This window comes from Escherichia marmotae (assembly GCF_002900365.1).
Lineage (GTDB): Bacteria > Pseudomonadota > Gammaproteobacteria > Enterobacterales > Enterobacteriaceae > Escherichia > Escherichia marmotae.
The window spans coordinates 3,272,757-3,296,867 of record NZ_CP025979.1 but is presented as its reverse complement, the minus strand read 5'-3'; the positions used below and the strand labels follow the sequence as shown (position 1 = coordinate 3,296,867).

Genomic DNA, 24,111 nt, shown 5'->3' with positions numbered 1-24,111 from the left:
TCATAGCCTAAACTGCGCAAGAGATCTTCTGTTTCTCACAGATTTTCCCGATTTATCCACAGGATGATCCAGAACCCGCTAAGTGTAAACGATCCAGACACCAGGCGGGCACGATTTAAGCCGCATATTGGAAAATTTAATGACCATAGACAAAATTAGGCTTAATCGATCTAATAAAGATCCTGGACGATCCTTGCGCTTTATCCGGTAGCCCGTATAATCCTCCACCCGGCGCGTAATGCTGGTTTTCACCGGTATATAGTTGTACTTTTTCCCTGTGAAAAGGTGCGGAAAAGCGCGGTAAATAAGGAAAGAGAATTGACTCCGGAGTGTACAATTATTACAATCCGGCCTCTTTAATCACCCATGGCTTCGGTGTCCATCGTTCGGTTTTCGGGCGGATATCCAATAAAGCCATTGAATTTATTCAAGTTTAGGTAGAAATCGCCATGAAACGCACTTTTCAACCGTCTGTACTGAAGCGCAACCGTTCTCACGGCTTCCGTGCTCGTATGGCTACTAAAAATGGTCGTCAGGTACTGGCACGTCGTCGTGCTAAAGGCCGTGCTCGTCTGACCGTTTCTAAGTAATAAAGCTAACCCCTGAGTGGTTAAGCTCGCATTTCCCAGGGAGTTACGCTTGTTAACTCCCAGTCAATTCACATTCGTCTTCCAGCAGCCACAACGGGCTGGCACGCCGCAAATCACCATCCTCGGCCGCCTGAATTCGCTGGGGCATCCCCGTATCGGTCTTACAGTCGCCAAGAAAAACGTTCGACGAGCGCATGAACGCAATCGGATTAAACGTCTGACGCGTGAAAGCTTCCGTCTACGCCAACATGAACTCCCGGCTATGGATTTCGTGGTGGTGGCGAAAAAAGGGGTTGCCGACCTCGATAACCGTGCTTTCTCGGAAGCGTTGGAAAAATTATGGCGCCGCCACTGTCGCCTGGCTCGCGGGTCCTGATAGCCCTCATTCGGGTCTACCAACGCCTGATTAGTCCGCTACTCGGGCCGCATTGTCGTTTCACTCCAACTTGTTCAAGCTACGGAATTGAGGCATTGCGCAGGTTTGGAGTGATAAAAGGCAGTTGGTTGACGGTGAAACGCGTATTAAAATGCCACCCTTTACACCCTGGTGGTGACGATCCCGTCCCGCCCGGACCATTTGATACCAGAGAACACTAACGATGGATTCGCAACGCAATCTTTTAGTCATCGCTTTGCTGTTCGTGTCTTTCATGATCTGGCAAGCCTGGGAGCAGGATAAAAACCCGCAACCTCAGGCTCAACAGACCACGCAGACAACGACCACCGCAGCGGGTAGCGCCGCCGACCAGGGCGTACCGGCCAGTGGCCAGGGAAAACTGATTTCGGTAAAAACCGACGTGCTTGATCTGACCATCAACACCCGTGGTGGTGATGTTGAGCAGGCTCTGCTGCCGGCTTACCCGAAAGAGCTGAACTCTACCCAGCCGTTCCAGTTGCTGGAAACCTCACCGCAGTTTATTTATCAGGCACAGAGCGGTCTGACCGGTCGTGATGGCCCGGATAATCCGGCTAACGGCCCGCGTCCACTGTATAACGTCGAAAAAGACGCTTATGTGCTGGCCAAAGGTCAAAACGAACTGCAGGTGCCGATGACGTATACCGACGCAGCAGGCAACACGTTTACTAAAACGTTTGTCCTGAAACGTGGTGATTACGCTGTCAACGTCAACTACAACGTGCAGAACGCTGGCGAAAAACCGCTGGAGATCTCCACCTTTGGTCAGTTGAAGCAATCCATCACTCTGCCACCGCATCTCGACACCGGAAGCAGCAACTTCGCACTGCACACTTTCCGTGGCGCGGCGTACTCCACGCCTGACGAAAAATACGAGAAATACAAGTTCGATACTATTGCCGACAACGAAAACCTGAACATCTCTTCGAAAGGTGGTTGGGTCGCGATGCTGCAACAGTATTTCGCGACGGCATGGATCCCGCATAACGACGGCACCAACAACTTCTATACCGCTAATCTGGGTAACGGCATCGCCGCTATCGGCTATAAGTCTCAGCCGGTACTGGTTCAGCCTGGTCAGACTGGCGCGATGAACAGCACCCTGTGGGTTGGCCCGGAAATCCAGGACAAAATGGCGGCAGTTGCTCCGCATCTGGATCTGACCGTTGATTACGGTTGGTTGTGGTTCATCTCTCAGCCGCTGTTCAAATTGCTGAAATGGATCCATAGCTTTGTGGGTAACTGGGGCTTCTCCATTATCATCATCACCTTTATCGTTCGTGGCATCATGTACCCGCTGACCAAAGCGCAGTACACCTCCATGGCGAAGATGCGTATGCTACAGCCTAAGATTCAGGCCATGCGTGAGCGTCTGGGCGATGACAAACAGCGTATCAGCCAGGAAATGATGGCGCTGTACAAAGCTGAGAAGGTTAACCCGCTGGGCGGCTGCTTCCCGCTGCTGATCCAGATGCCAATCTTCCTGGCGTTGTACTACATGCTGATGGGTTCCGTTGAACTGCGTCAGGCACCGTTTGCACTGTGGATCCATGACCTGTCTGCACAGGACCCATACTACATCCTGCCGATCCTGATGGGCGTAACGATGTTCTTCATTCAGAAGATGTCACCGACCACCGTGACCGACCCGATGCAGCAGAAGATCATGACCTTTATGCCGGTCATCTTCACCGTGTTCTTCCTGTGGTTCCCGTCAGGTCTGGTGCTGTACTATATCGTCAGCAACCTGGTAACCATTATCCAGCAGCAGTTGATTTACCGTGGTCTGGAAAAACGTGGCCTGCATAGCCGCGAGAAGAAAAAATCCTGATTCGGTGAGTTTTCGCTAAAATAAGGGCGGTCAGTTGACCGCCTTTTTTCTTTTCGTAGGGCGGATAAGCACAGCGCATCCGCCAAACAAAGCAACAGGAACATCATGAGCGATAATGACACTATCGTAGCCCAGGCCACGCCTCCAGGACGTGGCGGTGTGGGTATCCTGCGCATCTCCGGCCTCAAAGCGCGCGAGGTTGCCGAAACCGTGCTGGGTAAGTTACCCAAACCGCGCTACGCCGATTATCTTCCGTTTAAAGACGCCGACGGCAGCGTGCTGGATCAGGGCATCGCGCTATGGTTCCCCGGCCCGAACTCGTTCACCGGCGAAGATGTACTGGAGCTGCAAGGTCATGGCGGTCCGGTGATCCTCGACCTGCTGTTAAAACGTATCCTGACCATTCCAGGCCTGCGGATTGCCCGCCCAGGTGAGTTTTCAGAGCGCGCATTTCTCAACGATAAACTTGATTTAGCCCAGGCCGAAGCGATTGCGGATCTTATCGACGCCAGCTCCGAACAGGCGGCTCGCTCGGCGCTTAACTCACTGCAAGGCGCATTCTCTGCACGAGTTAATCATCTGGTAGAAGCCCTCACCCACTTGCGCATTTACGTCGAAGCGGCGATTGATTTCCCCGATGAAGAGATCGATTTCCTCTCCGACGGCAAAATTGAAGCCCAGCTTAATGACGTGATTGCCGATCTCGACGCGGTACGCGCCGAAGCACGTCAGGGCAGCCTGCTGCGTGAAGGCATGAAAGTGGTGATTGCCGGGCGTCCTAACGCCGGTAAATCGAGCCTGCTAAACGCGCTGGCGGGCCGTGAAGCCGCTATCGTTACCGATATCGCCGGAACCACGCGTGACGTACTGCGTGAGCATATCCACATTGATGGGATGCCGCTGCATATCATCGATACCGCCGGGTTACGCGAAGCCAGCGACGAAGTCGAACGCATTGGTATCGAGCGCGCATGGCAGGAAATTGAACAGGCCGACCGCGTGCTGTTTATGGTCGATGGCACCACGACAGACGCCGTAGATCCGGCAGAAATCTGGCCGGAATTTATTGCCCGTCTGCCTGCTAAACTGCCGATCACCGTGGTGCGCAATAAAGCCGATATTACTGGCGAAACGCTGGGGATGAGTGAAGTTAACGGCCATGCATTGATTCGCCTCTCAGCACGCACTGGCGAAGGTGTGGACGTTCTGCGTAACCATCTCAAACAGAGCATGGGCTTTGATACCAATATGGAAGGTGGTTTCCTGGCGCGTCGCCGTCACTTACAGGCGCTGGAGCAAGCGGCGGAGCATCTGCAGCAGGGTAAAGCGCAACTGCTGGGCGCATGGGCGGGTGAATTACTGGCGGAAGAACTGCGTCTGGCGCAGCAGAACTTAAGCGAGATCACAGGAGAGTTTACTTCTGACGATCTGCTGGGACGGATTTTCTCCAGCTTCTGTATTGGTAAGTAACCCGCAATTACGAAGCCGCATTCTGATTGTCAGATGCGGTTTCGCTTTCTTGTTGGCACTCTTATTATTAATCAACCCTTTTTATAAAAATTAAACTTCTCACATAATTTATTCTCTTAAAAAGAGCATTTAATATTGCTTCACGACCGTTTGTGATTCGATTCACATTTAAACAATTTCAGAATAGACAAAAATCTTGAGTATTATACTGTAGCGTCGTGTCTTTCGAGGATAAGTGCATTATGAATACCTTACATATATGTGTGACCTCAAAGTGGTTTAATATTGACAACAAGATTGTCGATCACCGCCCTTAATTTTCCCTTCTGTCGCCATCACCAGAGTCAAACCGATTAGATTCAATGTGATCTATGAGTTTGCTATATCTTTATTTTCCTTTTTATCTACATTATTTCCGTCTTAATTGCTTTATTAAGCTAATAATTGTAGATGTATATATTCTGGAAATTAATAGATATTGCAAATGTAATATTCACAGGGATCATTGCAATTAAAATAAATGAAGGATTATGTAATGGAAAACTTTAAACATCTCCCTGAACCGTTCCGCATTCGTGTTATTGAACCCGTAAAACGTACTACCCGCGCTTATCGTGAAGAAGCGATTATTAAATCCGGTATGAACCCATTTCTGCTGGATAGCGAAGATGTGTTTATCGATTTACTGACCGACAGCGGCACCGGGGCGGTGACGCAGAGTATGCAGGCAGCGATGATGCGCGGCGACGAAGCCTACAGCGGCAGTCGTAGCTACTATGCATTAGCTGAGTCAGTAAAAAATATCTTTGGTTATCAATACACCATTCCAACGCACCAGGGCCGAGGTGCAGAGCAAATCTATATTCCGGTACTGATTAAAAAGCGTGAGCAGGAAAAAGGCCTGGATCGCAGCAAAATGGTGGCGTTCTCTAACTATTTCTTCAACACCACTCAGGGCCATAGCCAGATTAACGGCTGTACCGTACGCAACGTCTATATCAAAGAAGCCTTCGATACTGGCGTGCGTTATGACTTTAAAGGTAACTTTGACCTTGAAGGATTAGAACGCGGTATTGAAGAAGTTGGCCCGAATAATGTGCCATATATCGTCGCGACCATCACCAGTAACTCCGCAGGCGGCCAGCCGGTTTCACTGGCGAACATGAAAGCGATGTACAGCATTGCGAAGAAATATGACATTCCAGTGGTAATGGACTCCGCACGCTTTGCCGAAAACGCCTATTTCATCAAACAGCGCGAAGCGGAATATAAAGACTGGACTATCGAGCAGATCACCCGTGAAACCTACAAATATGCCGATATGCTGGCGATGTCCGCCAAGAAAGATGCGATGGTGCCAATGGGTGGCCTGCTGTGCGTGAAAGATGACAGCTTCTTCGATGTCTACACCGAGTGCAGAACTCTTTGCGTGGTGCAGGAAGGCTTCCCGACATATGGCGGTCTGGAAGGCGGCGCAATGGAACGTCTGGCGGTAGGTCTGTATGACGGCATGAATCTGGACTGGCTGGCCTATCGTATTGCGCAGGTGCAGTATCTGGTCGATGGCCTGGAAGAGATTGGCGTAGTGTGTCAGCAGGCGGGCGGTCACGCGGCATTCGTGGATGCCGGTAAACTGTTACCGCATATCCCTGCAGACCAGTTTCCGGCACAGGCGCTGGCCTGCGAGCTGTATAAAGTCGCCGGTATCCGTGCGGTAGAAATTGGCTCTTTCCTGTTAGGTCGCGATCCGAAAACCGGTAAACAATTACCATGTCCGGCTGAGCTGCTGCGTTTAACCATTCCACGCGCAACTTATACGCAAACACATATGGACTTCATTATTGAAGCCTTCAAACATGTGAAAGAGAACGCGGCAAATATTAAAGGGTTAACCTTTACATACGAACCCAAAGTATTACGTCACTTCACCGCAAAACTGAAAGAAGTTTAATTAATATACTCAGAGTGGCTATAAGGATGTTAGCCACTCTTATTCTCTACATCCTCAATAACAAAAATAGCCTTCCTCTAAAGGTGGCATCATGACTGAACAATCAGAAAAAAAAACACTCTGCATTTTGGGGTGTCATGGTTATAGCGGGTACAGTAATTGGTGGAGGTATGTTTGCTTTACCTGTTGATCTAGCTGGTGCCTGGTTTTTTTGGGGCGCATTTATCCTCATCATTGCCTGGTTTTCAATACTACATTCTGGGTTATTGTTATTAGAAGCAAATTTAAATTATCCCGTCGGCTCCAGTTTTAATACCATCACCAAAGATTTAATCGGTAACACCTGGAACATTATTAGTGGTATTACGGTTGCTTTCGTTCTCTATATTCTCACCTACGCCTATATCTCCGCTAACGGCGCAATCATTAGCGAAACGATATCGATGAATTTCGGCTATCACGCTAATCCTCGCATTGTTGGGATCTGCACGGCCATTTTCGTCGCCAGCGTACTGTGGATAAGTTCGTTAGCCGCCAGTCGTATTACCTCGTTGTTTCTCGGCCTGAAAATTATCTCCTTTGTGATTGTGTTTGGTTCTTTCTTCTTCCAGGTCGATTATTCCATTCTGCGCGATGCCACCAGCACGACTTCGGGGACGTCTTACTTCCCGTATATCTTTATGGCTTTGCCGGTATGCCTGGCGTCATTTGGTTTCCACGGCAATATTCCCAGCCTGATTATTTGCTATGGCAAACGCAAAGATAAGCTAATCAAAAGCGTGATCTTCGGTTCGCTGCTGGCGTTGGTGATTTATCTCTTCTGGCTGTATTGCACAATGGGGAATATTCCGCGAGAAAGCTTTAAGGAGATTATCTCTTCGGGCGGCAATGTTGATTCGCTGGTAAAATCGTTCCTCGGCACCAAACAGCATGGCATTATCGAGTTTTGCCTGCTGGTGTTCTCAAACTTAGCTGTTGCCAGTTCATTCTTTGGCGTCACGCTGGGGCTGTTCGATTATCTGGCGGATCTGTTTAAGATTGATAACTCCCACGCCGGACGTTGCAAAACCGTGCTGTTAACTTTCCTGCCACCCGCTTTGTTGTATCTGGTCTTCCCTAATGGCTTTATTTACGGGATCGGCGGTGCCGGGTTGTGCGCCACCATCTGGGCGGTGATTATCCCCGCGGTACTGGCTATCAAAGCCCGCAAGAAATTTCCCAACCAGATATTCACAGTTTGGGGCGGTAATCTTATTCCGGCGATTGTTATTCTCTTTGGCATAACCGTGATTTTGTGCTGGTTTGGTAACGTCTTTAATGTGTTACCCAAATTTGGTTAAGCACTTCAAAAAGCCAGCGGTCATTCGCTGGCTTTTTGCCTGTCAGGAAATCACTCATGTCCAAATGGCAACTCGCCTGATTCTCTTTCACCACGTATGCTTTGCGTCACCTTACCGTCAGGACGCTAGCCCATGTCCCGTTTTTTGATTTGTAGTTTTGCTCTGGTTTTACTTTATCCCGCAGGTATTGATATGTATCTGGTCGGCTTGCCACGCATTGCCGCCGATCTCAATGCCAGCGAAGCGCAGTTGCATATAGCTTTCTCGGTTTATCTGGCGGGGATGGCGGCAGCAATGCTGTTTGCCGGTAAAGTGGCCGATCGTTCAGGAAGAAAACCTGTCGCCATTCCCGGCGCGGCGCTATTTATTATCGCCTCTGTGCTCTGTTCACTGTCTGAAACCAGCACGCTATTTCTTGTCGGACGCTTTATGCAAGGGCTGGGCGCTGGCTGCTGTTATGTCGTCGCATTCGCGATTTTACGCGACACGCTGGATGATCGACGCAGAGCAAAAGTGCTGTCATTGCTCAATGGTATTACCTGCATCATTCCGGTGTTAGCTCCGGTACTCGGGCACCTGATTATGCTCAAATTTCCGTGGCAGAGCCTGTTCTGGACAATGGCGATGATGGGCATCACTGTACTCATGTTGTCTTTGTTTATTTTAAAAGAAACACGCCCTGCTGCACCTGCTGCTTCGGACAGACCACGAGAGAATACCGAGTCGCTGCTTAATCGTTTTTTCCTTAGCCGTGTGCTTATCACCACTCTCAGCGTTTCTGTGATTCTTACCTTCGTGAATACGTCGCCTGTATTGATGATGGAAATTATGGGCTTCGAACGTGGTGAATACGCCACCATTATGGCGTTAACCGCAGGCGTCAGCATGACCGTTTCGTTTTCCACGCCGTTTGCATTGGGAATTTTTAAGCCGCGCACACTGATGATCACCTCACAAATGTTATTCCTGGCGGCGGGTATCATCCTTGCAGTTTCGCCTTCCCATGCGGTTTCGCTGTTTGGCATCACGCTGATTTGCGCCGGTTTCTCAGTGGGCTTCGGCGTGGCAATGAGCCAGGCATTAGGCCCGTTTTCATTACGCGCAGGCGTGGCCAGCTCGACGTTAGGCATTGCACAGGTTTGTGGCTCGTCACTGTGGATTTGGCTGGCGGCAGTGATTGGCATCAGCGCCTGGAATATGCTGATCGGGATTCTGATTGCCTGTAGCATAGTAAGCCTGTTGCTGATTATGCTCGTCGCACCTGGACGCCCTGTTGCCGCTCATGAAGAAATCCATCACCACGCTTGATCTCAATTTACTGCTCTGCCTGCAATTACTGATGCAGGAGCGCAGCGTGACCAAAGCGGCGAAGCGGATGAACGTAACACCTTCGGCAGTGAGTAAATCGCTGGCAAAGCTTCGGACATGGTTTGATGATCCGCTCTTTGTGAACTCCCCGTTGGGTCTGACGCCCACACCGCTGATGGTCAGCATGGAGCAAAATCTGGCGGAGTGGATGCAAATGAGCAATCAACTGCTGGACAAACCGCATCATGAAACGCCGCGCGGCCTGAAATTTGAGCTGGCGGCGGAGTCGCCGCTGATGATGATCATGTTTAATGCGCTATCGAAACAGATCTACCAGCGTTACCCCCAGGCGACTATTAAATTACGTAACTGGGATTACGATTCGCTGGATGCCATTACTCGTGGTGAAGTGGATATCGGTTTTTCCGGGCGTGAAAGTCATCCACGCTCCCGGGAACTGCTAAGTTCACTGCCGTTATCCATTGATTATGAAGTGCTATTTAGCGATTTACCCTGCGTCTGGCTGCGTAAAGATCATCCGGTGCTGAATGAAGCGTGGAACCTGGACTCGTTTCTGCGTTATCCGCATATCAGCATTTGCTGGGAACAGAGCGATACCTGGGCGCTGGACAATGTATTGCAAGAATCAGGACGCGAACGCACGATTGCTATGAGTCTACCGGAATTTGAGCAGGCGCTATTTATGGCGGCGCAGCCTGACAATCTGCTACTGGCGACCGCGCCACGCTACTGTCAGTACTACAACCAGCTCCACCAGCTTCCGCTGGTTGCTCTCCCTCTCCCGTTTGATGAAATCCAGCAAAAAAAGCTGGAAGTACCGTTTACTCTGTTGTGGCACAAACGGAATAGTCATAACCCGAAGATTGTCTGGTTACGAGAAACCATTAAAAATCTTTACGCCTCGATGGCATAATCAAGTTGTATGAAATACGACCATATCTCGCGTTTAAATGTAAAATATATGTAATAAGTTTATCCGAATCGAACTTTTCGCCGCTTTAGTCTGTCCATAGTTCCAGTAAATGATTACTCTTGTATTCATAATGGACCATTAAGCATGGAGCGAAAAATGGCGACTCACTTTGCCCGAGGAACGTTAACGGAAGGACATCTGATATCTGTTCGCCTACCCTCGCAGTGTCATCAAGAAACCCAAAATATTCCCCCTCATCGTCAAAGCCGTTTCCTGGCGTCCAGAGGTTTACTCGCAGAACTGATGTTCATGCTGTATGGCATTAGTGAATTGCCGGAAATCGTCACCCAGGCTAAAGGAAAGCCAGTTTTCCGCGATAAAAGTTTGCCATCATTTTCAATATCCTATGCCGGAAATATCGTCGGTGTGGCGTTAACAACCGAAGGCGAATGCGGCCTCGATATGGAACTCCAGCGCGCGACACGCGGGTTTCATAGCCCCCATGCACCCGATAACCCTATTTTTTCCAGCAATGAATCGTTATGGATCAGCAAACAGAACGATCCTAACGAAGCACGAGCGCAACTCATTACTTTGCGTCGAAGCGTGCTAAAACTTACCGGCGATGTACTGAATGACGACCCGCGCGATCTGCAATTGATGCCCATTGCGGGACGCCTGAAATGTGCCCATCTCAATCATGTAGAAGTATTATGCGACGCAGAGAACGTGCTGGTGTGGTCCGTGGCAGTCACTCCGGCAATTGAAAAGCTCAATGTCTGGGAGTTTGATGGCAAACAAGGCTGGAAAAGCCTGCCTGATATTCACAACCGTGCCAACAACCCCACCAGCCGGATGATGCGTTTTGCCCAGCTCTCTACCGTGAAGTCTTTTTCGCCAAATTAATAAACAACCACAGGAGTCATCATGTCTGAAAAATTGAAGGTGGTTACGTTATTGGGGAGCCTGCGTAAAGGTTCATTTAATGGCATGGTTGCACGTACGCTGCCGAAAATTGCCCCGGCGGGTATGGAAGTCAACGCGTTGCCTTCCATTGCCGATATTCCCCTGTATGACGCAGATGTTCAGCAGGAAGAAGGCTTTCCCGCGACAGTTGAAGCTCTGGCGGAACAGATCCGTCAGGCTGACGGTGTGGTGATTGTCACGCCGGAATATAACTACTCGGTGCCGGGTGGGCTGAAAAATGCCATCGACTGGCTATCTCGCCTGCCGGATCAACCGTTGGCCGGTAAACCGGTGCTGATTCAGACCAGTTCAATGGGTGTGATTGGCGGCGCACGTTGTCAGTATCACCTGCGCCAGATTCTGGTCTTCCTCGATGCAATGGTAATGAACAAACCTGAGTTTATGGGCGGCGTGATTCAGAACAAAGTCGATCCGCAAACCAGAGAGGTGATTGATCAGGGAACGCTGGATCACCTGGCCGGGCAGTTAACTGCGTTTGGCGAGTTTATTCAGCGGGTGAAAATCTAAATAAAAAACCCGCCAGCAATAACGCATGGCGGGTTTTTTAGCGTGCTATCGATTTTAATGAGCGTCAATAAACACAATTTTCAGGATAAACAGCAGTGCAACGATGACTACGCACGGGCTTAGATCACGCAGACGTCCTGTGCCGATCTTCATCACGCAGTAGGAGATAAAGCCCAGCGCGATACCTTCGGTAATCGAGAAACTGAACGGCATCATCACAGCGGTAATAAACGCCGGAACGGATTCAGTCAGATCCTGCCATTTCACGCGTGCTAAACTGGAAGTCATCAGTACGCCAACGTAAATCAGCGCACCAGCAGCAGCATAGCCAGGCACCATTCCCGCCAGCGGCGACAAGAAGATAACCAGCAGGAACAGCAAACCAACAACCACTGCCGTCAGACCGGTACGACCGCCAACGGAAACACCAGAAGAAGATTCAATATACGCCGTGACAGAAGATGTACCGATAAACGAACCGGTAACAGAAGAGATACTGTCGACATACAGCGCCTGCTTCATGCGCGGGAATTTACCCTTTTCATCAGCCAGACCCGCCTTATCGGTCACGCCAATCAGGGTGCCGGAGGAGTCAAACAGGTTGACCAGCATGAAAGAGAAAATTACGCCTGCCAGGCCGAGGTTAAACGACCCGGCCAAATCCACGTGCCCCACCACCGTCATTACGCTCGGCGGCGCAGAGACGATGCCGTTGTAGTGCACATCACCCAGCATCCAGCCCAGAAGCGTCGTCACCACGATGGAAACCAGCACCGCCGCGTGAATGTTGCGCGAGGCCAGAATAGCAATGATGAAGAAGCCGAGGATACCCAGCAGTACGCTGTGAGATGTCAGGTTACCGATACTCACCAGCGTTTCCGGGTTAGCAACAATCACCCCCGCGTTTTTCAGCCCCATCATACCAATGAACAGACCGATACCGCTGGTAATGCCCACACGCAGACTTACTGGAATGTTGGCAATCATCCAGTAGCGAACGCGGAAAATAGTCAGCAGCAGCAGACCAATCGCGCCCCAGAAAATTGCGCCCATCCCGACTTGCCACGGCAAGCCCATCGCCTGCACCACTACAAAAGCGAAGAACGCGTTCAGGCCCATAGCGGGAGCCAGCGCGACTGGCAGGTTAGCAAACAGCCCCATCAGAATACTGCCGAACGCAGCAATCAGACAGGTGGTGACGAAGACGGCGCTGGTGTCCATGCCAGCTACGCCAAGAATTTGCGGGTTAACAAAAACGATGTAAACCATCGTCAGGAAAGTGGTAAAACCGGCGATCACTTCGGTCCGTGCCGTCGTGCCATGTTCGCGCAGTTTAAACACGCGTTCCAGCATCCCCTGGCCAGAAGCCTGGGTTGTGTGTTGTTGACTCATTATCTATTTCCGAACAAGGAGGGAAAATCCGTCGCTATCCTATACCAAAATGAGACAATATGGACGGCTGAAGATAACTTTTTTTAATTGTATTTGCTTATACGGCAACGATTGCGTCACTCAAATCTGCATGACGAAAACGTTAAACTAACGATAAAGGAAAGACATGTCCCAGATAGAAGCGGTATTTTTCGACTGCGACGGTACGCTGGTCGACAGCGAGGTTATTTGCTCTCGTGCCTATGTCACGATGTTCAAAGAGTTTGGCATTAACGTTGATCTTGAAGAGATTTTTACCCGCTTTAAAGGCGTAAAACTCTACGAAATCATCGACATCATTAGCAAAGAACAGGGCGTAGAAATAGTCCGTGCCGATGCCGAACACGTTTATCGTGCAGAGGTGGCGCGTCTGTTTGATAGCGAACTGGAGGTGATTGCGGGAGCAAACGCCTTACTGGAAAGCGTGAAAGTGCCGATGTGCGTCGTCTCTAACGGTCCGGTCAACAAAATGCAGCATTCACTCGGCAAGCTCAACATGCTGCACTATTTCCCGGAAAAACTGTTCAGCGGTTACGACATTCAGCGTTGGAAACCCGATCCGGCATTAATGTTCCACGCCGCAAAAGCAATGAATGTGAACGTTGAAAACTGCATTCTGGTCGATGACTCCAGCGCAGGAGCACAGTCAGGAATCGATGCCGGTATGGAAGTGTTTTACTTCTGCGCTGACCCGCACAATAAGCCGATCGTTCATCCGAAAGTCACTACCTTTACCCATCTTTCGCAGTTGCCGGAACTGTGGAAGGCGCGTAGCTGGGATATTACACGGTAAATAAAGAAACCCGGTGATATGTTCACCGGGCAGATTACATATTCACATTTTGCCGGATGCGGCGTAAACGCCTTATCCGTCCTACAGTTAGCGTTACTTTTTCGGTTCTTTTTCTGCCAGCAGTTTATCCAGCTCATCACCGCCTACGTGGCGGAAATCTTGCCCCTTCACGTAGTAGAAGATGTATTCGCAGATATTCTGGCAGCGGTCACCAATACGCTCGATGGAGCGTGCACAGAACAGCGCGGTAAGTACGCTCGGAATGGTGCGCGAATCTTCCATCATGTAGGTCATCAGTTGACGAACAATACCTTCGTACTCCTGATCAACTTTTTTATCTTCACGATAGATTCGTACCGCTTCGTCAATGTCCATGCGCGCGAACGCGTCCAGCACGTCGTGCAGCATTTGGATGGTGTGACGCCCCAGCGACTCCAGACTGACTAACAATGGCTGATGCTGCTGGGAGAATTTCTCCAGCGCAGTACGGCAAATTTTGTCCGCCACATCACCAATACGCTCCAGCTCAGCGATAGTTTTACTGATCACCATCACCAGACGCAGGTCGCTCGCCGTCGGCTGACGTTTGGCAATAATGCGCACGCAGGCTTCATCGATCGCCACTTCCATCATGTTGACGTTTTTGTCGCCTTCGATCACGCGCTTCGCCAGATCGCTGTCCTGGTTGTGCATCGCAGTGATGGCATCGGTAAGCTGTTGCTCCACCATCCCGCCCATGGTCATCACCTGCGTGCGGATGCTTTCCAGTTCGGCGTTGAACTGGCCGGAAATATGTTTATTAAGATTGAGACTGTCCATAACGCACTCCTGAATCAACCGTAACGACCGGTGATGTAGTCTTCTGTTTGTTTCTTCGCTGGCTTGGTGAACAGATCGTCCGTGTTGCTGAACTCAATCAATTCGCCCAGGTACATAAACGCCGTGTGGTCAGAACAACGCGCAGCCTGCTGCATGTTGTGAGTTACGATCACTACGGTGTAATCCTGCTTCAATTCGGTGATCAGCTCTTCAATACGCCCGGTGGAGATAGGGTCGAGTGCCGAACACGGTTCATCGAGCAACAACACCTCCGGGCGAATAGCGATACCACGCGCAATGCACAGACGTTGTTGCTGACCACCAGAGAGAGAGTAACCACTCTGGTGTAATTTATCTTTGGTTTCGTTCCACAATGCGGCCTTGGTCAATGCCCACTGTACACGCTCGTCCATGTCGGCACGGGAGAGTTTCTCAAACAGACGGACACCAAAGGCAATGTTGTCGTAAATGGACATCGGGAACGGCGTCGGTTTCTGGAACACCATGCCCACTTTCGCACGCAGCAGGGCGATATCCTGAGTGTTGGTCAGGATGTTGTCGCCATCAAGCAGAATTTCACCTTCCGCACGCTGCTCCGGATACAGTTCAAACATTTTGTTGAAGGTACGCAGCAGCGTCGATTTACCGCAGCCAGACGGCCCGATAAACGCCGTAACCTGGTTTTTAGCGATATCCAGGTTGATGTTTTTCAGGGCATGGAATTTGCCGTAGTAGAAGTTCAAATTACGAACCTGAATTTTACTCGGGGCAGTTTCAACCATACTCATTGCAATCTTTTCCTCATCGTGCCTGATGCACTTCGCTAATCAGGCTTACCGTAGGCCGGATAAGGCGTTCACGCCGCATCCGGCAAAGTGTTAACCGTGTTTATTCTTGGCAAAAACAACGCGCGCCAGAATGTTCAGCAGCAGTACGCACAGGGTAATGATCAACACACCAGCCCAGGCCAGTTGCTGCCATTCCGCAAACGGGCTCATCGCGAACTTAAAGATCGTTACCGGCAGGTTAGCGATCGGCTGCATCATGTCCGTGCTCCAGAACTGGTTGGAGAGCGCGGTAAACAGCAGCGGTGCGGTTTCACCCGCAATACGAGCAATCGCCAGCAGAATACCGGTCATAATCCCGGAGACCGACGCTTTCAGAGTAATCGCGGAGATCATCTTCCACTTCGGCGTCCCCAGCGCATAAGCCGCTTCACGCAGGCTGTCCGGCACCAGTTTCAGCATGTTCTCGGTGGTGCGGATAACAATCGGCACCTGCAACAGTGCCAGGGCAATCACGCCAGCCCAACCGGAGAAGTGCTCCATCTGAGCCACCACGATGGTATAAACAAACAGACCAACAACAATCGACGGCGCGGAGAGCAGAATGTCGTTAATGAAGCGAATAACTTCAGCCAGCCAGGATTTACGTCCATATTCCGCCAGATAAATCCCCGCCATAATCCCCAGCGGCGTACCGAATACCGTGGCCCACAAAATTAACAGGCCGCTACCCGCCAGGGCGTTCGCCAGGCCACCGCCTTCTGTATTTGGCGGCGGCGTCATTTCGGTGAACAGCGCCAGAGACATACCGTCGATACCGCGGGTGATGGTGGACATTAAAATCCAGATCAGCCAGAACAGACCGAAAGCCATCGTCGCCATTGAGAGCGTCAGCGCAATACGGTTTTTGAGGCGGCGACGCGCCTGCATTTTGCGGCGGGATTCTGCCAGCGCCGCGGTAGTTTGTGTTTCAACCATAGCCATTAGCGTGCCCCCTCATTCTTAGCCAGGCGCATAATCATAAACTTCGATGCGGCCAGGACGATGAAGGTAATCACAAACAGGATCAGGCCGAGTTCCATCAGTGCAGCCACGTGCAGACCGGATTCTGCTTCCGCAAATTCGTTCGCCAACGCGGAAGTAATACTGTTACCTGGCATATACAGCGAGGCGCTGTCGAGCTGGTAGGTGTTACCGATGATAAAGGTCACCGCCATCGTTTCACCGAGCGCGCGCCCCAGACCCAGCATAATGCCGCCGATCACACCATTTTTGGTGAACGGAAGAACGATACGCCAGATAACTTCCCAGGTGGTGCAGCCGATACCGTAGGCTGACTCTTTCATCATCACCGGGGTTTGTTCGAAGACATCGCGCATTACCGCCGCAATGTACGGAATGATCATAATGGCGAGGATCACGCCCGCCGCGAGGATACCGATACCAAATGCCGGGCCGGAGAACAGCGCGCCAACAATCGGGATATTCGACATGATATTGCCGACTGGTTCCTGGAAGTAGACGGCAAACAGCGGTGCAAAAATAAACAGCCCCCACATGCCGTAAACGATACTTGGAATGGCTGCCAGCAGTTCAATGGCGATACCCAGCGGGCGCTTCAGCCAGCCTGGCGCAAGCTCTGTCAGGAACAGGGCAATCCCGAAACTCACCGGGACGGCGATCAGCAGCGCGATAAACGAAGTCACCAGCGTACCGTAGATCGGCACCAGCGCCCCGTAAATATCGTTCGGCGCATCCCACTCTTTGGTCCACAGGAAAGCCAGACCAAATTTCTGAATGCTCGGCCAGGAGGAGATGATCAGAGAGACAATAATGCCACCCAACATCAATAGCACAATCAGCGCCGCCAGTTTTACCAGCACGCTGAAAATTATGTCGCCCTTTTTACCCGGTGGGTTAAAAGCAGGCTTGGTTGCAGCCATAAGTTACTCTTCAGTTAAACGCGTTTACAAAGTCATTTTGTAATGCCGGATACGGTGTAAAACGCCTTATCCGGCCTGGAGTTTTATTAGTACAGCGGCTTACCGCTACTGTCTTTAATATTGGTCTTCCACGCAGCGCGAACCTGTTCAACTACGCTATCCGGCAGGCTGGCGTAATCCAGGTCGTTGGCCTGTTTAGCTCCGGTTTTGTATGCCCAGTCGAAGAACTTCAGCACTTCTGCACCTTGCTCTGGTTTCTTCTGATCTTTGTGAACCAGAATGAACGTGGTAGAGGTGATCGGCCACGCATCTTCGCCTTTCTGGTTGGTCAGATCCTGAGCGAATGTTTTGCTCCAGTCTGCGCCTTTTGCCGCATTTGCGAAGTTCTCTTCGGTCGGCGCAACAGGTTTACCATCAGCGGAGATCAGTTTGGTGTAGGCGAGGTTGTTTTGCTTCGCGTAAGCATATTCAACGTAGCCAATTGCCCCAGGCAGACGCTGAACAAATGCGGCAATACCGTCGTTACCTTTACCACCCAGACCGATCGGCCATTTTACGGTAGAGCCAGTACCAACGCTGTTTTTCCACTCTTCATTTACTTTCGCCAGGTAGCTGGTGAAAACGAAAGAAGTCCCGGAGCCATCTGCGCGGCGCACCACGGCGATGTTCTGTGAAGGCAGTTTCAGACCCGGATTCAGTTTGACGATCGCTTCGTCATCCCACTTTTTAATTTTGCCCAGGTAGATGTCACCGAGGGTTTTACCATCCAGCACCAGTTCGCCAGATTTAAGACCCGGCAGGTTAACTGCCAGCACGACGCCGCCAATCACGGTCGGAAATTGGAACAGTCCTTCCTGAGCCAGTTTTTCGTCAGACAGCGGTGCGTCAGAAGCACCGAAATCAACGGTGTTAGCGATAATCTGTTTTACGCCACCAGAAGAACCAATCCCCTGGTAGTTAACTTTATTACCGGTTTCTTTCTGGTAAGTGTCAGCCCATTTGGCATACACCGGCGCAGGGAAGGTTGCACCTGCACCTGTCAGGCTTGCTTCTGCAAACACAGAGAAAGCACTCATCGATAAGGTCGCGGCGACAACAGTTGCGACGGTGGTACGCATAACTTTCATAATGTCTCCTGGGAGGATTCATAAAGCATTGTTTGTTGGCTACAAGAAGCAAAATAGGACAAACAGGTGACAGTTATATGTAAGGTTTATGACAGTTTTATGACAGAGAAAGAAAGCCTTCACTCTTATTTAAATAACCATTTAAATTCAGTATGTTACAAATATTAATAAAGAAGAGATAACAGAAAATTTTCACTCTGTGACAGTGAAAAAATAGCCGAAGATGACGATTTGTCACATGACGTGGGCTGGATGTTTGATTAAAAACATAACAGGAAAAAATGCCCTGCGAAAGCAGGGCATCTGTGTATTACTCAACCGTAACCGATTTTGCCAGGTTACGCGGCTGGTCAACGTCGGTGCCTTTGATCAGCGCGACGTGGTACGCCAATAGTTGCAGCGGAACAGTATAGAAGATCGGAGCAATCACTTCTTCCACATGCGGCATCTCGATGATGTGCATGTTATCGCTGCTCACAAATCCTGCATCCTGATCGGCAAAGACGTACAACTGACCGCCACGCGCACGAACTTCTTCGATGTTGGATTTTAGTTTTTCCAGCAGTTCGTTGTTCGGTGCAACGACGATAACCGGCATATCAGCGTCAATCAGCGCCAGCGGGCCGTGTTTCAGTTCGCCCGCAGCATAGGCTTCGGCGTGAATGTAGGAGATCTCTTTCAGCTTCAATGCGCCTTCCAGCGCGATGGGGTACTGATCGCCACGGCCCAGGAACAACGCGTGGTGTTTATCAGAAAAATCTTCCGCCAGAGCTTCAATACGTTTGTCCTGAGACAGCATCTGCTCGATACGGCTCGGCAGCGCCTGCAGACCATGCACGATGTCATGTTCAATGGAGGCATCCAGGCCTTTCAGGCGGGACAGTTTTGCCACCAGCATCAACAGCACAGTTAACTGAGTGGTGAATGCTTTGGTGGACGCCACGCCAATTTCAGTACCTGCGTTGGTCATCAGCGCCAAATCGGATTCACGAACCAGAGAAGAGCCTGCAACGTTACAGATTGCCAGCGAGCCGAGATATCCCAGCTCTTTCGACAGGCGCAGGCCAGCCAGTGTATCCGCGGTTTCTCCCGACTGCGACAGGGTGATCATCAGACTGTTACGGCGAACAGCAGATTTGCGATAGCGGAATTCAGAGGCGATTTCGACGTCGCACGGAATACCAGCCAGCGATTCAAACCAGTAACGGGAAACCATACCTGAATTGTACGAAGTACCACAGGCGAGGATCTGAATATGCTCAACCTTCGACAGCAGTTCATCTGCGTTCGGCCCCAGTTCACTTAGATCCACCTGACCGTGGCTGATACGCCCGGCAAGAGTGTTTTTGATCGCGTTCGGCTGTTCGTAGATCTCTTTCTGCATGTAATGACGGTAAATGCCTTTATCGCCCGCATCATATTGCAGATTGGATTCGATATCCTGGCGTTTAACTTCCGCGCCAGATTTATCGAAGATGTTTACTGAACGGCAAGTGATTTCCGCAATATCACCCTCTTCAAGGAAGATAAAGCGACGGGTCACCGGCAGCAGTGCCAGTTGGTCAGAAGCGATAAAGTTTTCGCCCATGCCAAGGCCGATAACCAGCGGACTACCGGAACGAGCCGCCAGCAGGGTATCCGGGTGACGGGTATCCATAATTACCGTGCCGTAAGCGCCACGCAGTTGCGGGATAGCACGCAGAACAGCTTCACGCAGGGTGCCGCCCTGTTTCAGTTCCCAGTTAACCAAATGCGCAATCACTTCGGTGTCGGTTTCAGAAACGAAGGTATAGCCACGCGCTTTTAACTCTTCACGCAGTGGTTCATGGTTTTCGATGATGCCGTTATGCACCACCACAATGTGTTCAGAAACATGCGGATGCGCATTCACTTCTGAAGGTTCACCGTGGGTCGCCCAACGGGTATGAGCAATACCCGTTCCGCCATGCAGAGGATGTTCTTCCGCTGCCTGGGCCAGCATTTGCACTTTACCGAGACGACGCAGACGGGTCATATTACCGTCCGCATCGACTACTGCCAGGCCAGCAGAGTCATAACCGCGGTATTCCAGACGACGTAAACCTTCAAGAAGGATCTCAGCTACATCACGTTGCGCGATCGCGCCAACAATTCCACACATAGTTTTTAATTCCGATTGATATCGTTGTCGGTCAACCTGTATGCCCGTTTTTCCGGGCGCCCCGAGCCTTGTAGAGAGTGGGGTTATTTTTATAGTTACTGCTTGCGGGCGGGAGATTATGTTATCTCTTCATCCCAGGAGGCCGGATTACCCGGCCAGAATTACTTTTTCTTTACTGGACGACGCCAACCTTCTTTTTGCGACTGCTGCACGCGGCTAATTGCCAGAGCGTTTTCGCCAACATTGCGCGTTACGGTAGTACCCGCAGCAATAGTCGCGCCTTTACCAACCGTTACCGGTGCAACAAGTTGGGTGTCAGAGCCGACAAACACATCGTCGCCAATAATGGTTTTAAATTTATTCGCACCATCATAGTTGCAGGTAATGGTTCCTGCACCGATGTTAACGTTATCACCGATTTCCGCATCGCCCAGATAAGTCAGATGACCGGCTTTTGAACCTTTACCCAGACGCGCTTTTTTCATCTCAACAAAGTTACCGACGTGTGCGCCTTCAAGCAGCTCTGCCCCCGGGCGCAGACGGGCAAACGGGCCAATGGTACAGGCCGCTGCCAGATTCGCGTCTTCCACCACTGTATATGGGCTGATTTCGCAATCATCACCAATCACGCTGTTTTTAATCACGCAACCAGTGCCAATTTTCACGCGATTGCCGAGAGTAACATTACCCTCGATGATAACGTTAGTATCAATTTCAACATCACGCCCGTGAGTAAGCGTTCCGCGCAGATCAAAACGGGCCGGATCGCGTAGCATAACCCCTGCCAACAGCAGTTTTTCAGCCTGTTCGGACTGATAAACGCGCTCCAGACGGGAGAGTTGCAGGCGGTTATTCACGCCTTCAACTTCGCTTAAGCGTTGCGGATGTACAGCGACGATTTCACGCCCTTCCTGATACGCCAGCGCAATAATATCGGTGATGTAGTATTCGCCCTGAGCGTTATTGTTAGTCAGCTTCGCCAGCCAGCGTTTCATATCTGCGCCGTTGGCGATCAGAATGCCGGTGTTGATTTCCTGAATCTGACGCTGCTCATCGGTGGCATCTTTATGTTCAACAATGCCAGTAACTTTGCCGTTTTCACGGGTGATACGACCATAACCGGTCGGGTCATCCAGTTTCACCGTCAACAGGCCAATGCCGCCCTGCGGTTTAGCATCACGCAGACGCTGGAGTGTTTCGACAGAGATCAGCGGTACGTCGCCGTAAAGCATTAAAATGTCTTCATCATCGGCAAAGAAAGGCGCAGCCTGCTGCATCGCATGACCAGTACCCAGTTGCTCTGCCTGAAGTACCCAGTTCAGGTTGTCATCTTTCAGCGCCTGTTTAAGCAGATCGCCACCGTGACCATACACCAGATGAACGTGTGCTGCGCCTAATTCATTCGCAGCATCAATGACATGCTGAACCATCGCTTTCCCGGCAAGGGTATGCAGCACTTTCGGAAGATCGGAATACATGCGAGTGCCTTTGCCCGCGGCAAGGATCACTACGCTCATAGCATTATTCAACATACGCGTCCTGACTGTAATTTGAGAACGAATTTAAACCGCTTCACCTTGAAAAAACTACATTTTTTTCATCGTGAAATGGACAGAGGATAAATTGTTCAATAACGGATTATCCTCGCTGGCGAAAGCACCATTTTCGACCATCGTCACGCCTTTTGTCTGCATAAAAGTAAGGCATCACCTTCATTTAAGCGTCAGCCTGATGTTTTTGCTCTTATTTCGATCAATGAATAAACAAGAAAACCAACGAAGGATTTCGCTGAGTTATAAAGACGGTTTAATTGCGGGATATAAAAACATAGCAGAACAAATCTCGCGGCGACGCGCGAAAAAAAACCAGCCTGTTTCCAGACTGGCTTTTGTGCTTTTCAAGCCGGTGTTACATCGCTTTTTTAGTCAACTCGATAACGCGCAACTGCGCGATCGCTTTGGCCAGTTCCGCAGACGCCTGAGCGTAATCTACGTCGCCGTGAGAGCTGCTAATGTGCTCTTCAGCCTTACGTTTCGCTTCCATGGCTCGCGCTTCGTCGAGATCCTGGCCGCGAATTGCGGTGTCGGCCAGAACGGTCACGTTGCCAGGCTGCACTTCAAGAATGCCGCCAGACAGATAGATAAACTCTTCATGACCGTGCTGTTTCACGATGCGAATCATACCAGGCTTAATGGCGGTGAGCAGCGGTGCGTGGCCCGGGTAAATTCCCAGTTCACCTTCGCTACCCGTTACCTGGATTTTCTCGACCAGACCAGAGAACATTTGTTGCTCTGCGCTGACGACGTCCAGGTGGTAAGTCATTGCCATATCACCCTCCGATTAAGGCGTTAAAGTTTTTTGGCTTTTTCCACAGCTTCTTCGATGGAACCGACCATGTAGAACGCCTGCTCCGGCAGGTGATCGTATTCGCCTTCCATGATGCCTTTAAAGCCACGGATGGTGTCTTTCAGGGAGACGTATTTACCCGGAGAACCGGTGAATACTTCTGCCACGAAGAACGGCTGGGACAGGAAGCGCTGGATCTTACGAGCGCGCGCTACCACCAGTTTATCTTCTTCAGACAGTTCATCCATACCCAAGATGGCGATGATGTCTTTCAGTTCCTGATAACGTTGCAGGATGGACTGTACGCCACGCGCGGTGTCGTAGTGTTCCTGACCAACTACCAGCGGATCCAACTGACGGCTGGTGGAGTCCAGCGGGTCAACGGCCGGGTAGATACCCAGAGACGCGATCTGACGGCTCAGTACCACGGTTGCGTCAAGGTGCGCAAAGGTGGTGGCCGGTGATGGGTCAGTCAAGTCATCCGCAGGTACGTATACCGCCTGAACGGAGGTGATAGAACCTGTTTTGGTGGAGGTGATACGTTCCTGCAGAACACCCATCTCTTCCGCCAGGGTCGGCTGATAACCTACCGCTGAAGGCATACGGCCAAGCAGTGCGGATACTTCCGTACCGGCCAGGGTGTAACGATAGATGTTGTCAACGAACAGCAGAACGTCACGACCTTCGTCACGGAATTTCTCCGCCATGGTCAGGCCGGTCAGTGCAACGCGCAGACGGTTTCCCGGCGGCTCGTTCATCTGGCCATACACCAGGGATACTTTATCGATAACGTTGGAGTCGGTCATTTCGTGGTAGAAGTCGTTACCCTCACGAGTACGTTCACCTACGCCCGCAAACACAGAGTAACCGGAGTGCTCGATCGCGATGTTACGAATAAGCTCCATCATGTTTACGGTTTTACCAACACCCGCACCACCGAACAGACCAACTTTACCGCCCTTCGCGAACGGACACATCAGGTCGATAACTTTGATACCGGTTTCCAGCAGTTCCTGAGAGTTTGACAGCTCTTCGTAGGAAGGTGCTGCGCGGTGAATCGCCCAACGCTCTTCTTCACCGATCTCGCCTTTCATGTCGACCGGTTCGCCCAGTACGTTCATGATACGGCCCAGAGTCGCTTTACCTACCGGGACTTCGATCGGGTGTTCGAGGTCTTTTACATCCAGACCGCGACGCAGACCGTCGGAGGAACCCATTGCGATGGTACGCACGATACCGCCGCCGAGCTGCTGCTGAACTTCCAGCACCAGACGCTCATTACCATTTTGCACCTCAAGAGCATCGTACACGCGCGGTACGGCATCCTGAGGGAATTCGACGTCAACTACGGCGCCGATTACCTGGACAATCTTTCCAGTAGCCATCTTAAATCC

Annotated in this window: 23 protein-coding genes and 1 pseudogene; 14 read left to right on the top strand and 10 right to left on the bottom strand. The window is 50.8% G+C overall.

Annotation, left to right across the window (positions count from 1 at the left end):
- Positions 1–139: 139 nt before the first annotated feature.
- The 13 genes and pseudogenes from C1192_RS26210 (at position 140) to yieF (ending at position 11,333) form a co-directional block, all read left to right on the top strand.
- The gene (locus C1192_RS26210; RefSeq protein WP_122983130.1) at positions 140–211 is read left to right on the top strand and encodes a hypothetical protein; all 72 of its coding nucleotides are present in this window, start codon (positions 140–142) and stop codon (positions 209–211) included.
- Between the two features lie 238 nt (positions 212–449).
- Positions 450–590 (top strand): 50S ribosomal protein L34, encoded by a 141-nt coding sequence (rpmH, locus tag C1192_RS17010; RefSeq protein ID WP_000831330.1) that lies wholly within the window; start codon positions 450–452, stop codon positions 588–590.
- Positions 591–606: 16 nt separating this feature from the next.
- Positions 607–966 carry a ribonuclease P protein component gene (gene rnpA / locus C1192_RS17005; protein WP_038355407.1) on the top strand — a complete coding sequence of 120 codons (360 nt, stop codon included), beginning with the start codon at positions 607–609 and terminating at the stop codon, positions 964–966.
- On the top strand, positions 930–1,187 hold the full coding sequence (yidD, locus tag C1192_RS17000; RefSeq protein WP_001307474.1) for a membrane protein insertion efficiency factor YidD: 258 nt from the start codon (positions 930–932) through the stop codon (positions 1,185–1,187). The genes rnpA and yidD overlap by 37 nt, the downstream gene beginning before the upstream one ends.
- Positions 1,188–1,189: 2 nt before the next feature.
- The gene (gene yidC / locus C1192_RS16995) at positions 1,190–2,836 is read left to right on the top strand and encodes a membrane protein insertase YidC (RefSeq protein ID WP_038355408.1); all 1,647 of its coding nucleotides are present in this window, start codon (positions 1,190–1,192) and stop codon (positions 2,834–2,836) included.
- A gap of 105 nt (positions 2,837–2,941) precedes the next feature.
- Positions 2,942–4,306, top strand: a complete 1,365-nt coding sequence (mnmE, locus tag C1192_RS16990) for a tRNA uridine-5-carboxymethylaminomethyl(34) synthesis GTPase MnmE (protein WP_001282361.1) — start codon at positions 2,942–2,944, stop codon at positions 4,304–4,306.
- A gap of 242 nt (positions 4,307–4,548) precedes the next feature.
- Positions 4,549–4,623, top strand: a complete 75-nt coding sequence (gene tnaC, locus C1192_RS16985) for a tryptophanase leader peptide (RefSeq protein ID WP_010377944.1) — start codon at positions 4,549–4,551, stop codon at positions 4,621–4,623.
- 218 nt (positions 4,624–4,841) lie between these two features.
- Positions 4,842–6,257, top strand: a complete 1,416-nt coding sequence (tnaA, locus tag C1192_RS16980; protein WP_038355409.1) for a tryptophanase — start codon at positions 4,842–4,844, stop codon at positions 6,255–6,257.
- Positions 6,258–6,348: 91 nt separating this feature from the next.
- Positions 6,349–7,597, top strand: a pseudogene (tnaB, locus tag C1192_RS16975) (low affinity tryptophan permease TnaB).
- A 132-nt stretch (positions 7,598–7,729) separates the two neighbouring features.
- Complete coding sequence (mdtL, locus tag C1192_RS16970) at positions 7,730–8,905, top strand: multidrug efflux MFS transporter MdtL (protein WP_000086015.1); 1,176 nt, start codon at positions 7,730–7,732, stop codon at positions 8,903–8,905.
- Positions 8,880–9,839, top strand: coding sequence for an HTH-type transcriptional regulator YidZ (yidZ, locus tag C1192_RS16965; RefSeq protein WP_001517424.1), 960 nt, complete (start codon positions 8,880–8,882; stop codon positions 9,837–9,839). The genes mdtL and yidZ overlap by 26 nt, the downstream gene beginning before the upstream one ends.
- A gap of 156 nt (positions 9,840–9,995) precedes the next feature.
- Entirely contained in the window at positions 9,996–10,745 is a 750-nt protein-coding gene (locus tag C1192_RS16960; RefSeq protein ID WP_038355411.1) for a 4'-phosphopantetheinyl transferase family protein, read from the top strand.
- Positions 10,746–10,766: 21 nt separating this feature from the next.
- Positions 10,767–11,333: a class I chromate reductase YieF gene (gene yieF, locus C1192_RS16955; RefSeq protein WP_001517422.1), complete on the top strand. Its 567-nt coding sequence runs from the start codon at positions 10,767–10,769 to the stop codon at positions 11,331–11,333.
- Positions 11,334–11,387: 54 nt separating this feature from the next.
- On the opposite strand, the gene adeP is transcribed toward yieF, so the two are convergent.
- On the bottom strand, positions 11,388–12,725 hold the full coding sequence (adeP, locus tag C1192_RS16950) for an adenine permease AdeP (protein WP_010377951.1): 1,338 nt from the start codon (positions 12,723–12,725) through the stop codon (positions 11,388–11,390).
- A gap of 166 nt (positions 12,726–12,891) precedes the next feature.
- Here adeP and yieH point away from each other — a divergent pair, with 166 nt between their 5' ends.
- Entirely contained in the window at positions 12,892–13,557 is a 666-nt protein-coding gene (gene yieH, locus C1192_RS16945; RefSeq protein WP_038355412.1) for a 6-phosphogluconate phosphatase, read from the top strand.
- A 93-nt stretch (positions 13,558–13,650) separates the two neighbouring features.
- Here the strand turns inward: yieH and phoU are convergent, their stop codons facing one another.
- The 9 genes from phoU to atpD all read right to left on the bottom strand — a co-directional run bounded on the left by phoU (position 13,651) and on the right by atpD (position 24,102).
- Positions 13,651–14,376: a phosphate signaling complex protein PhoU gene (gene phoU / locus C1192_RS16940; protein ID WP_000377803.1), complete on the bottom strand. Its 726-nt coding sequence runs from the start codon at positions 14,374–14,376 to the stop codon at positions 13,651–13,653.
- A gap of 14 nt (positions 14,377–14,390) precedes the next feature.
- Entirely contained in the window at positions 14,391–15,164 is a 774-nt protein-coding gene (pstB, locus tag C1192_RS16935; protein WP_000063126.1) for a phosphate ABC transporter ATP-binding protein PstB, read from the bottom strand.
- A 90-nt stretch (positions 15,165–15,254) separates the two neighbouring features.
- Positions 15,255–16,145, bottom strand: coding sequence for a phosphate ABC transporter permease PstA (gene pstA, locus C1192_RS16930; protein WP_001252002.1), 891 nt, complete (start codon positions 16,143–16,145; stop codon positions 15,255–15,257).
- Positions 16,145–17,104 carry a phosphate ABC transporter permease PstC gene (gene pstC / locus C1192_RS16925; protein ID WP_000741620.1) on the bottom strand — a complete coding sequence of 320 codons (960 nt, stop codon included), beginning with the start codon at positions 17,102–17,104 and terminating at the stop codon, positions 16,145–16,147. The genes pstA and pstC overlap by 1 nt, the downstream gene beginning before the upstream one ends.
- 86 nt (positions 17,105–17,190) lie before the next feature.
- The gene (gene pstS / locus C1192_RS16920) at positions 17,191–18,231 is read right to left on the bottom strand and encodes a phosphate ABC transporter substrate-binding protein PstS (RefSeq protein WP_000867170.1); all 1,041 of its coding nucleotides are present in this window, start codon (positions 18,229–18,231) and stop codon (positions 17,191–17,193) included.
- 310 nt (positions 18,232–18,541) lie between these two features.
- Positions 18,542–20,371 (bottom strand): glutamine--fructose-6-phosphate transaminase (isomerizing), encoded by a 1,830-nt coding sequence (glmS, locus tag C1192_RS16915; RefSeq protein ID WP_038355413.1) that lies wholly within the window; start codon positions 20,369–20,371, stop codon positions 18,542–18,544.
- A 161-nt stretch (positions 20,372–20,532) separates the two neighbouring features.
- Positions 20,533–21,903, bottom strand: coding sequence for a bifunctional UDP-N-acetylglucosamine diphosphorylase/glucosamine-1-phosphate N-acetyltransferase GlmU (gene glmU, locus C1192_RS16910; protein WP_038355414.1), 1,371 nt, complete (start codon positions 21,901–21,903; stop codon positions 20,533–20,535).
- Positions 21,904–22,279: 376 nt separating this feature from the next.
- The gene (locus C1192_RS16905) at positions 22,280–22,699 is read right to left on the bottom strand and encodes a F0F1 ATP synthase subunit epsilon (RefSeq protein WP_001251965.1); all 420 of its coding nucleotides are present in this window, start codon (positions 22,697–22,699) and stop codon (positions 22,280–22,282) included.
- A gap of 20 nt (positions 22,700–22,719) precedes the next feature.
- Positions 22,720–24,102, bottom strand: a complete 1,383-nt coding sequence (gene atpD, locus C1192_RS16900) for a F0F1 ATP synthase subunit beta (protein ID WP_000190506.1) — start codon at positions 24,100–24,102, stop codon at positions 22,720–22,722.
- Positions 24,103–24,111: the final 9 nt, after the last annotated feature.

Coding starts and splice junctions, on each gene's coding strand:
- pstB (WP_000063126.1), bottom strand. CDS start 15,164: ATGAGTATGGTTGAAACTGCCCCGAGTAAAATTCAGGTTCGTAATTTG.
- C1192_RS16905 (WP_001251965.1), bottom strand. CDS start 22,699: ATGGCAATGACTTACCACCTGGACGTCGTCAGCGCAGAGCAACAAATG.
- tnaA (WP_038355409.1), top strand. CDS start 4,842: ATGGAAAACTTTAAACATCTCCCTGAACCGTTCCGCATTCGTGTTATT.
- mnmE (WP_001282361.1), top strand. CDS start 2,942: ATGAGCGATAATGACACTATCGTAGCCCAGGCCACGCCTCCAGGACGT.
- pstS (WP_000867170.1), bottom strand. CDS start 18,231: ATGAAAGTTATGCGTACCACCGTCGCAACTGTTGTCGCCGCGACCTTA.
- pstC (WP_000741620.1), bottom strand. CDS start 17,104: ATGGCTGCAACCAAGCCTGCTTTTAACCCACCGGGTAAAAAGGGCGAC.
- C1192_RS16960 (WP_038355411.1), top strand. CDS start 9,996: ATGGCGACTCACTTTGCCCGAGGAACGTTAACGGAAGGACATCTGATA.
- yidZ (WP_001517424.1), top strand. CDS start 8,880: ATGAAGAAATCCATCACCACGCTTGATCTCAATTTACTGCTCTGCCTG.
- yieF (WP_001517422.1), top strand. CDS start 10,767: ATGTCTGAAAAATTGAAGGTGGTTACGTTATTGGGGAGCCTGCGTAAA.
- yidD (WP_001307474.1), top strand. CDS start 930: ATGGCGCCGCCACTGTCGCCTGGCTCGCGGGTCCTGATAGCCCTCATT.
- yidC (WP_038355408.1), top strand. CDS start 1,190: ATGGATTCGCAACGCAATCTTTTAGTCATCGCTTTGCTGTTCGTGTCT.
- glmS (WP_038355413.1), bottom strand. CDS start 20,371: ATGTGTGGAATTGTTGGCGCGATCGCGCAACGTGATGTAGCTGAGATC.
- mdtL (WP_000086015.1), top strand. CDS start 7,730: ATGTCCCGTTTTTTGATTTGTAGTTTTGCTCTGGTTTTACTTTATCCC.
- adeP (WP_010377951.1), bottom strand. CDS start 12,725: ATGAGTCAACAACACACAACCCAGGCTTCTGGCCAGGGGATGCTGGAA.
- glmU (WP_038355414.1), bottom strand. CDS start 21,903: ATGTTGAATAATGCTATGAGCGTAGTGATCCTTGCCGCGGGCAAAGGC.
- pstA (WP_001252002.1), bottom strand. CDS start 16,145: ATGGCTATGGTTGAAACACAAACTACCGCGGCGCTGGCAGAATCCCGC.
- atpD (WP_000190506.1), bottom strand. CDS start 24,102: ATGGCTACTGGAAAGATTGTCCAGGTAATCGGCGCCGTAGTTGACGTC.
- phoU (WP_000377803.1), bottom strand. CDS start 14,376: ATGGACAGTCTCAATCTTAATAAACATATTTCCGGCCAGTTCAACGCC.
- rpmH (WP_000831330.1), top strand. CDS start 450: ATGAAACGCACTTTTCAACCGTCTGTACTGAAGCGCAACCGTTCTCAC.
- yieH (WP_038355412.1), top strand. CDS start 12,892: ATGTCCCAGATAGAAGCGGTATTTTTCGACTGCGACGGTACGCTGGTC.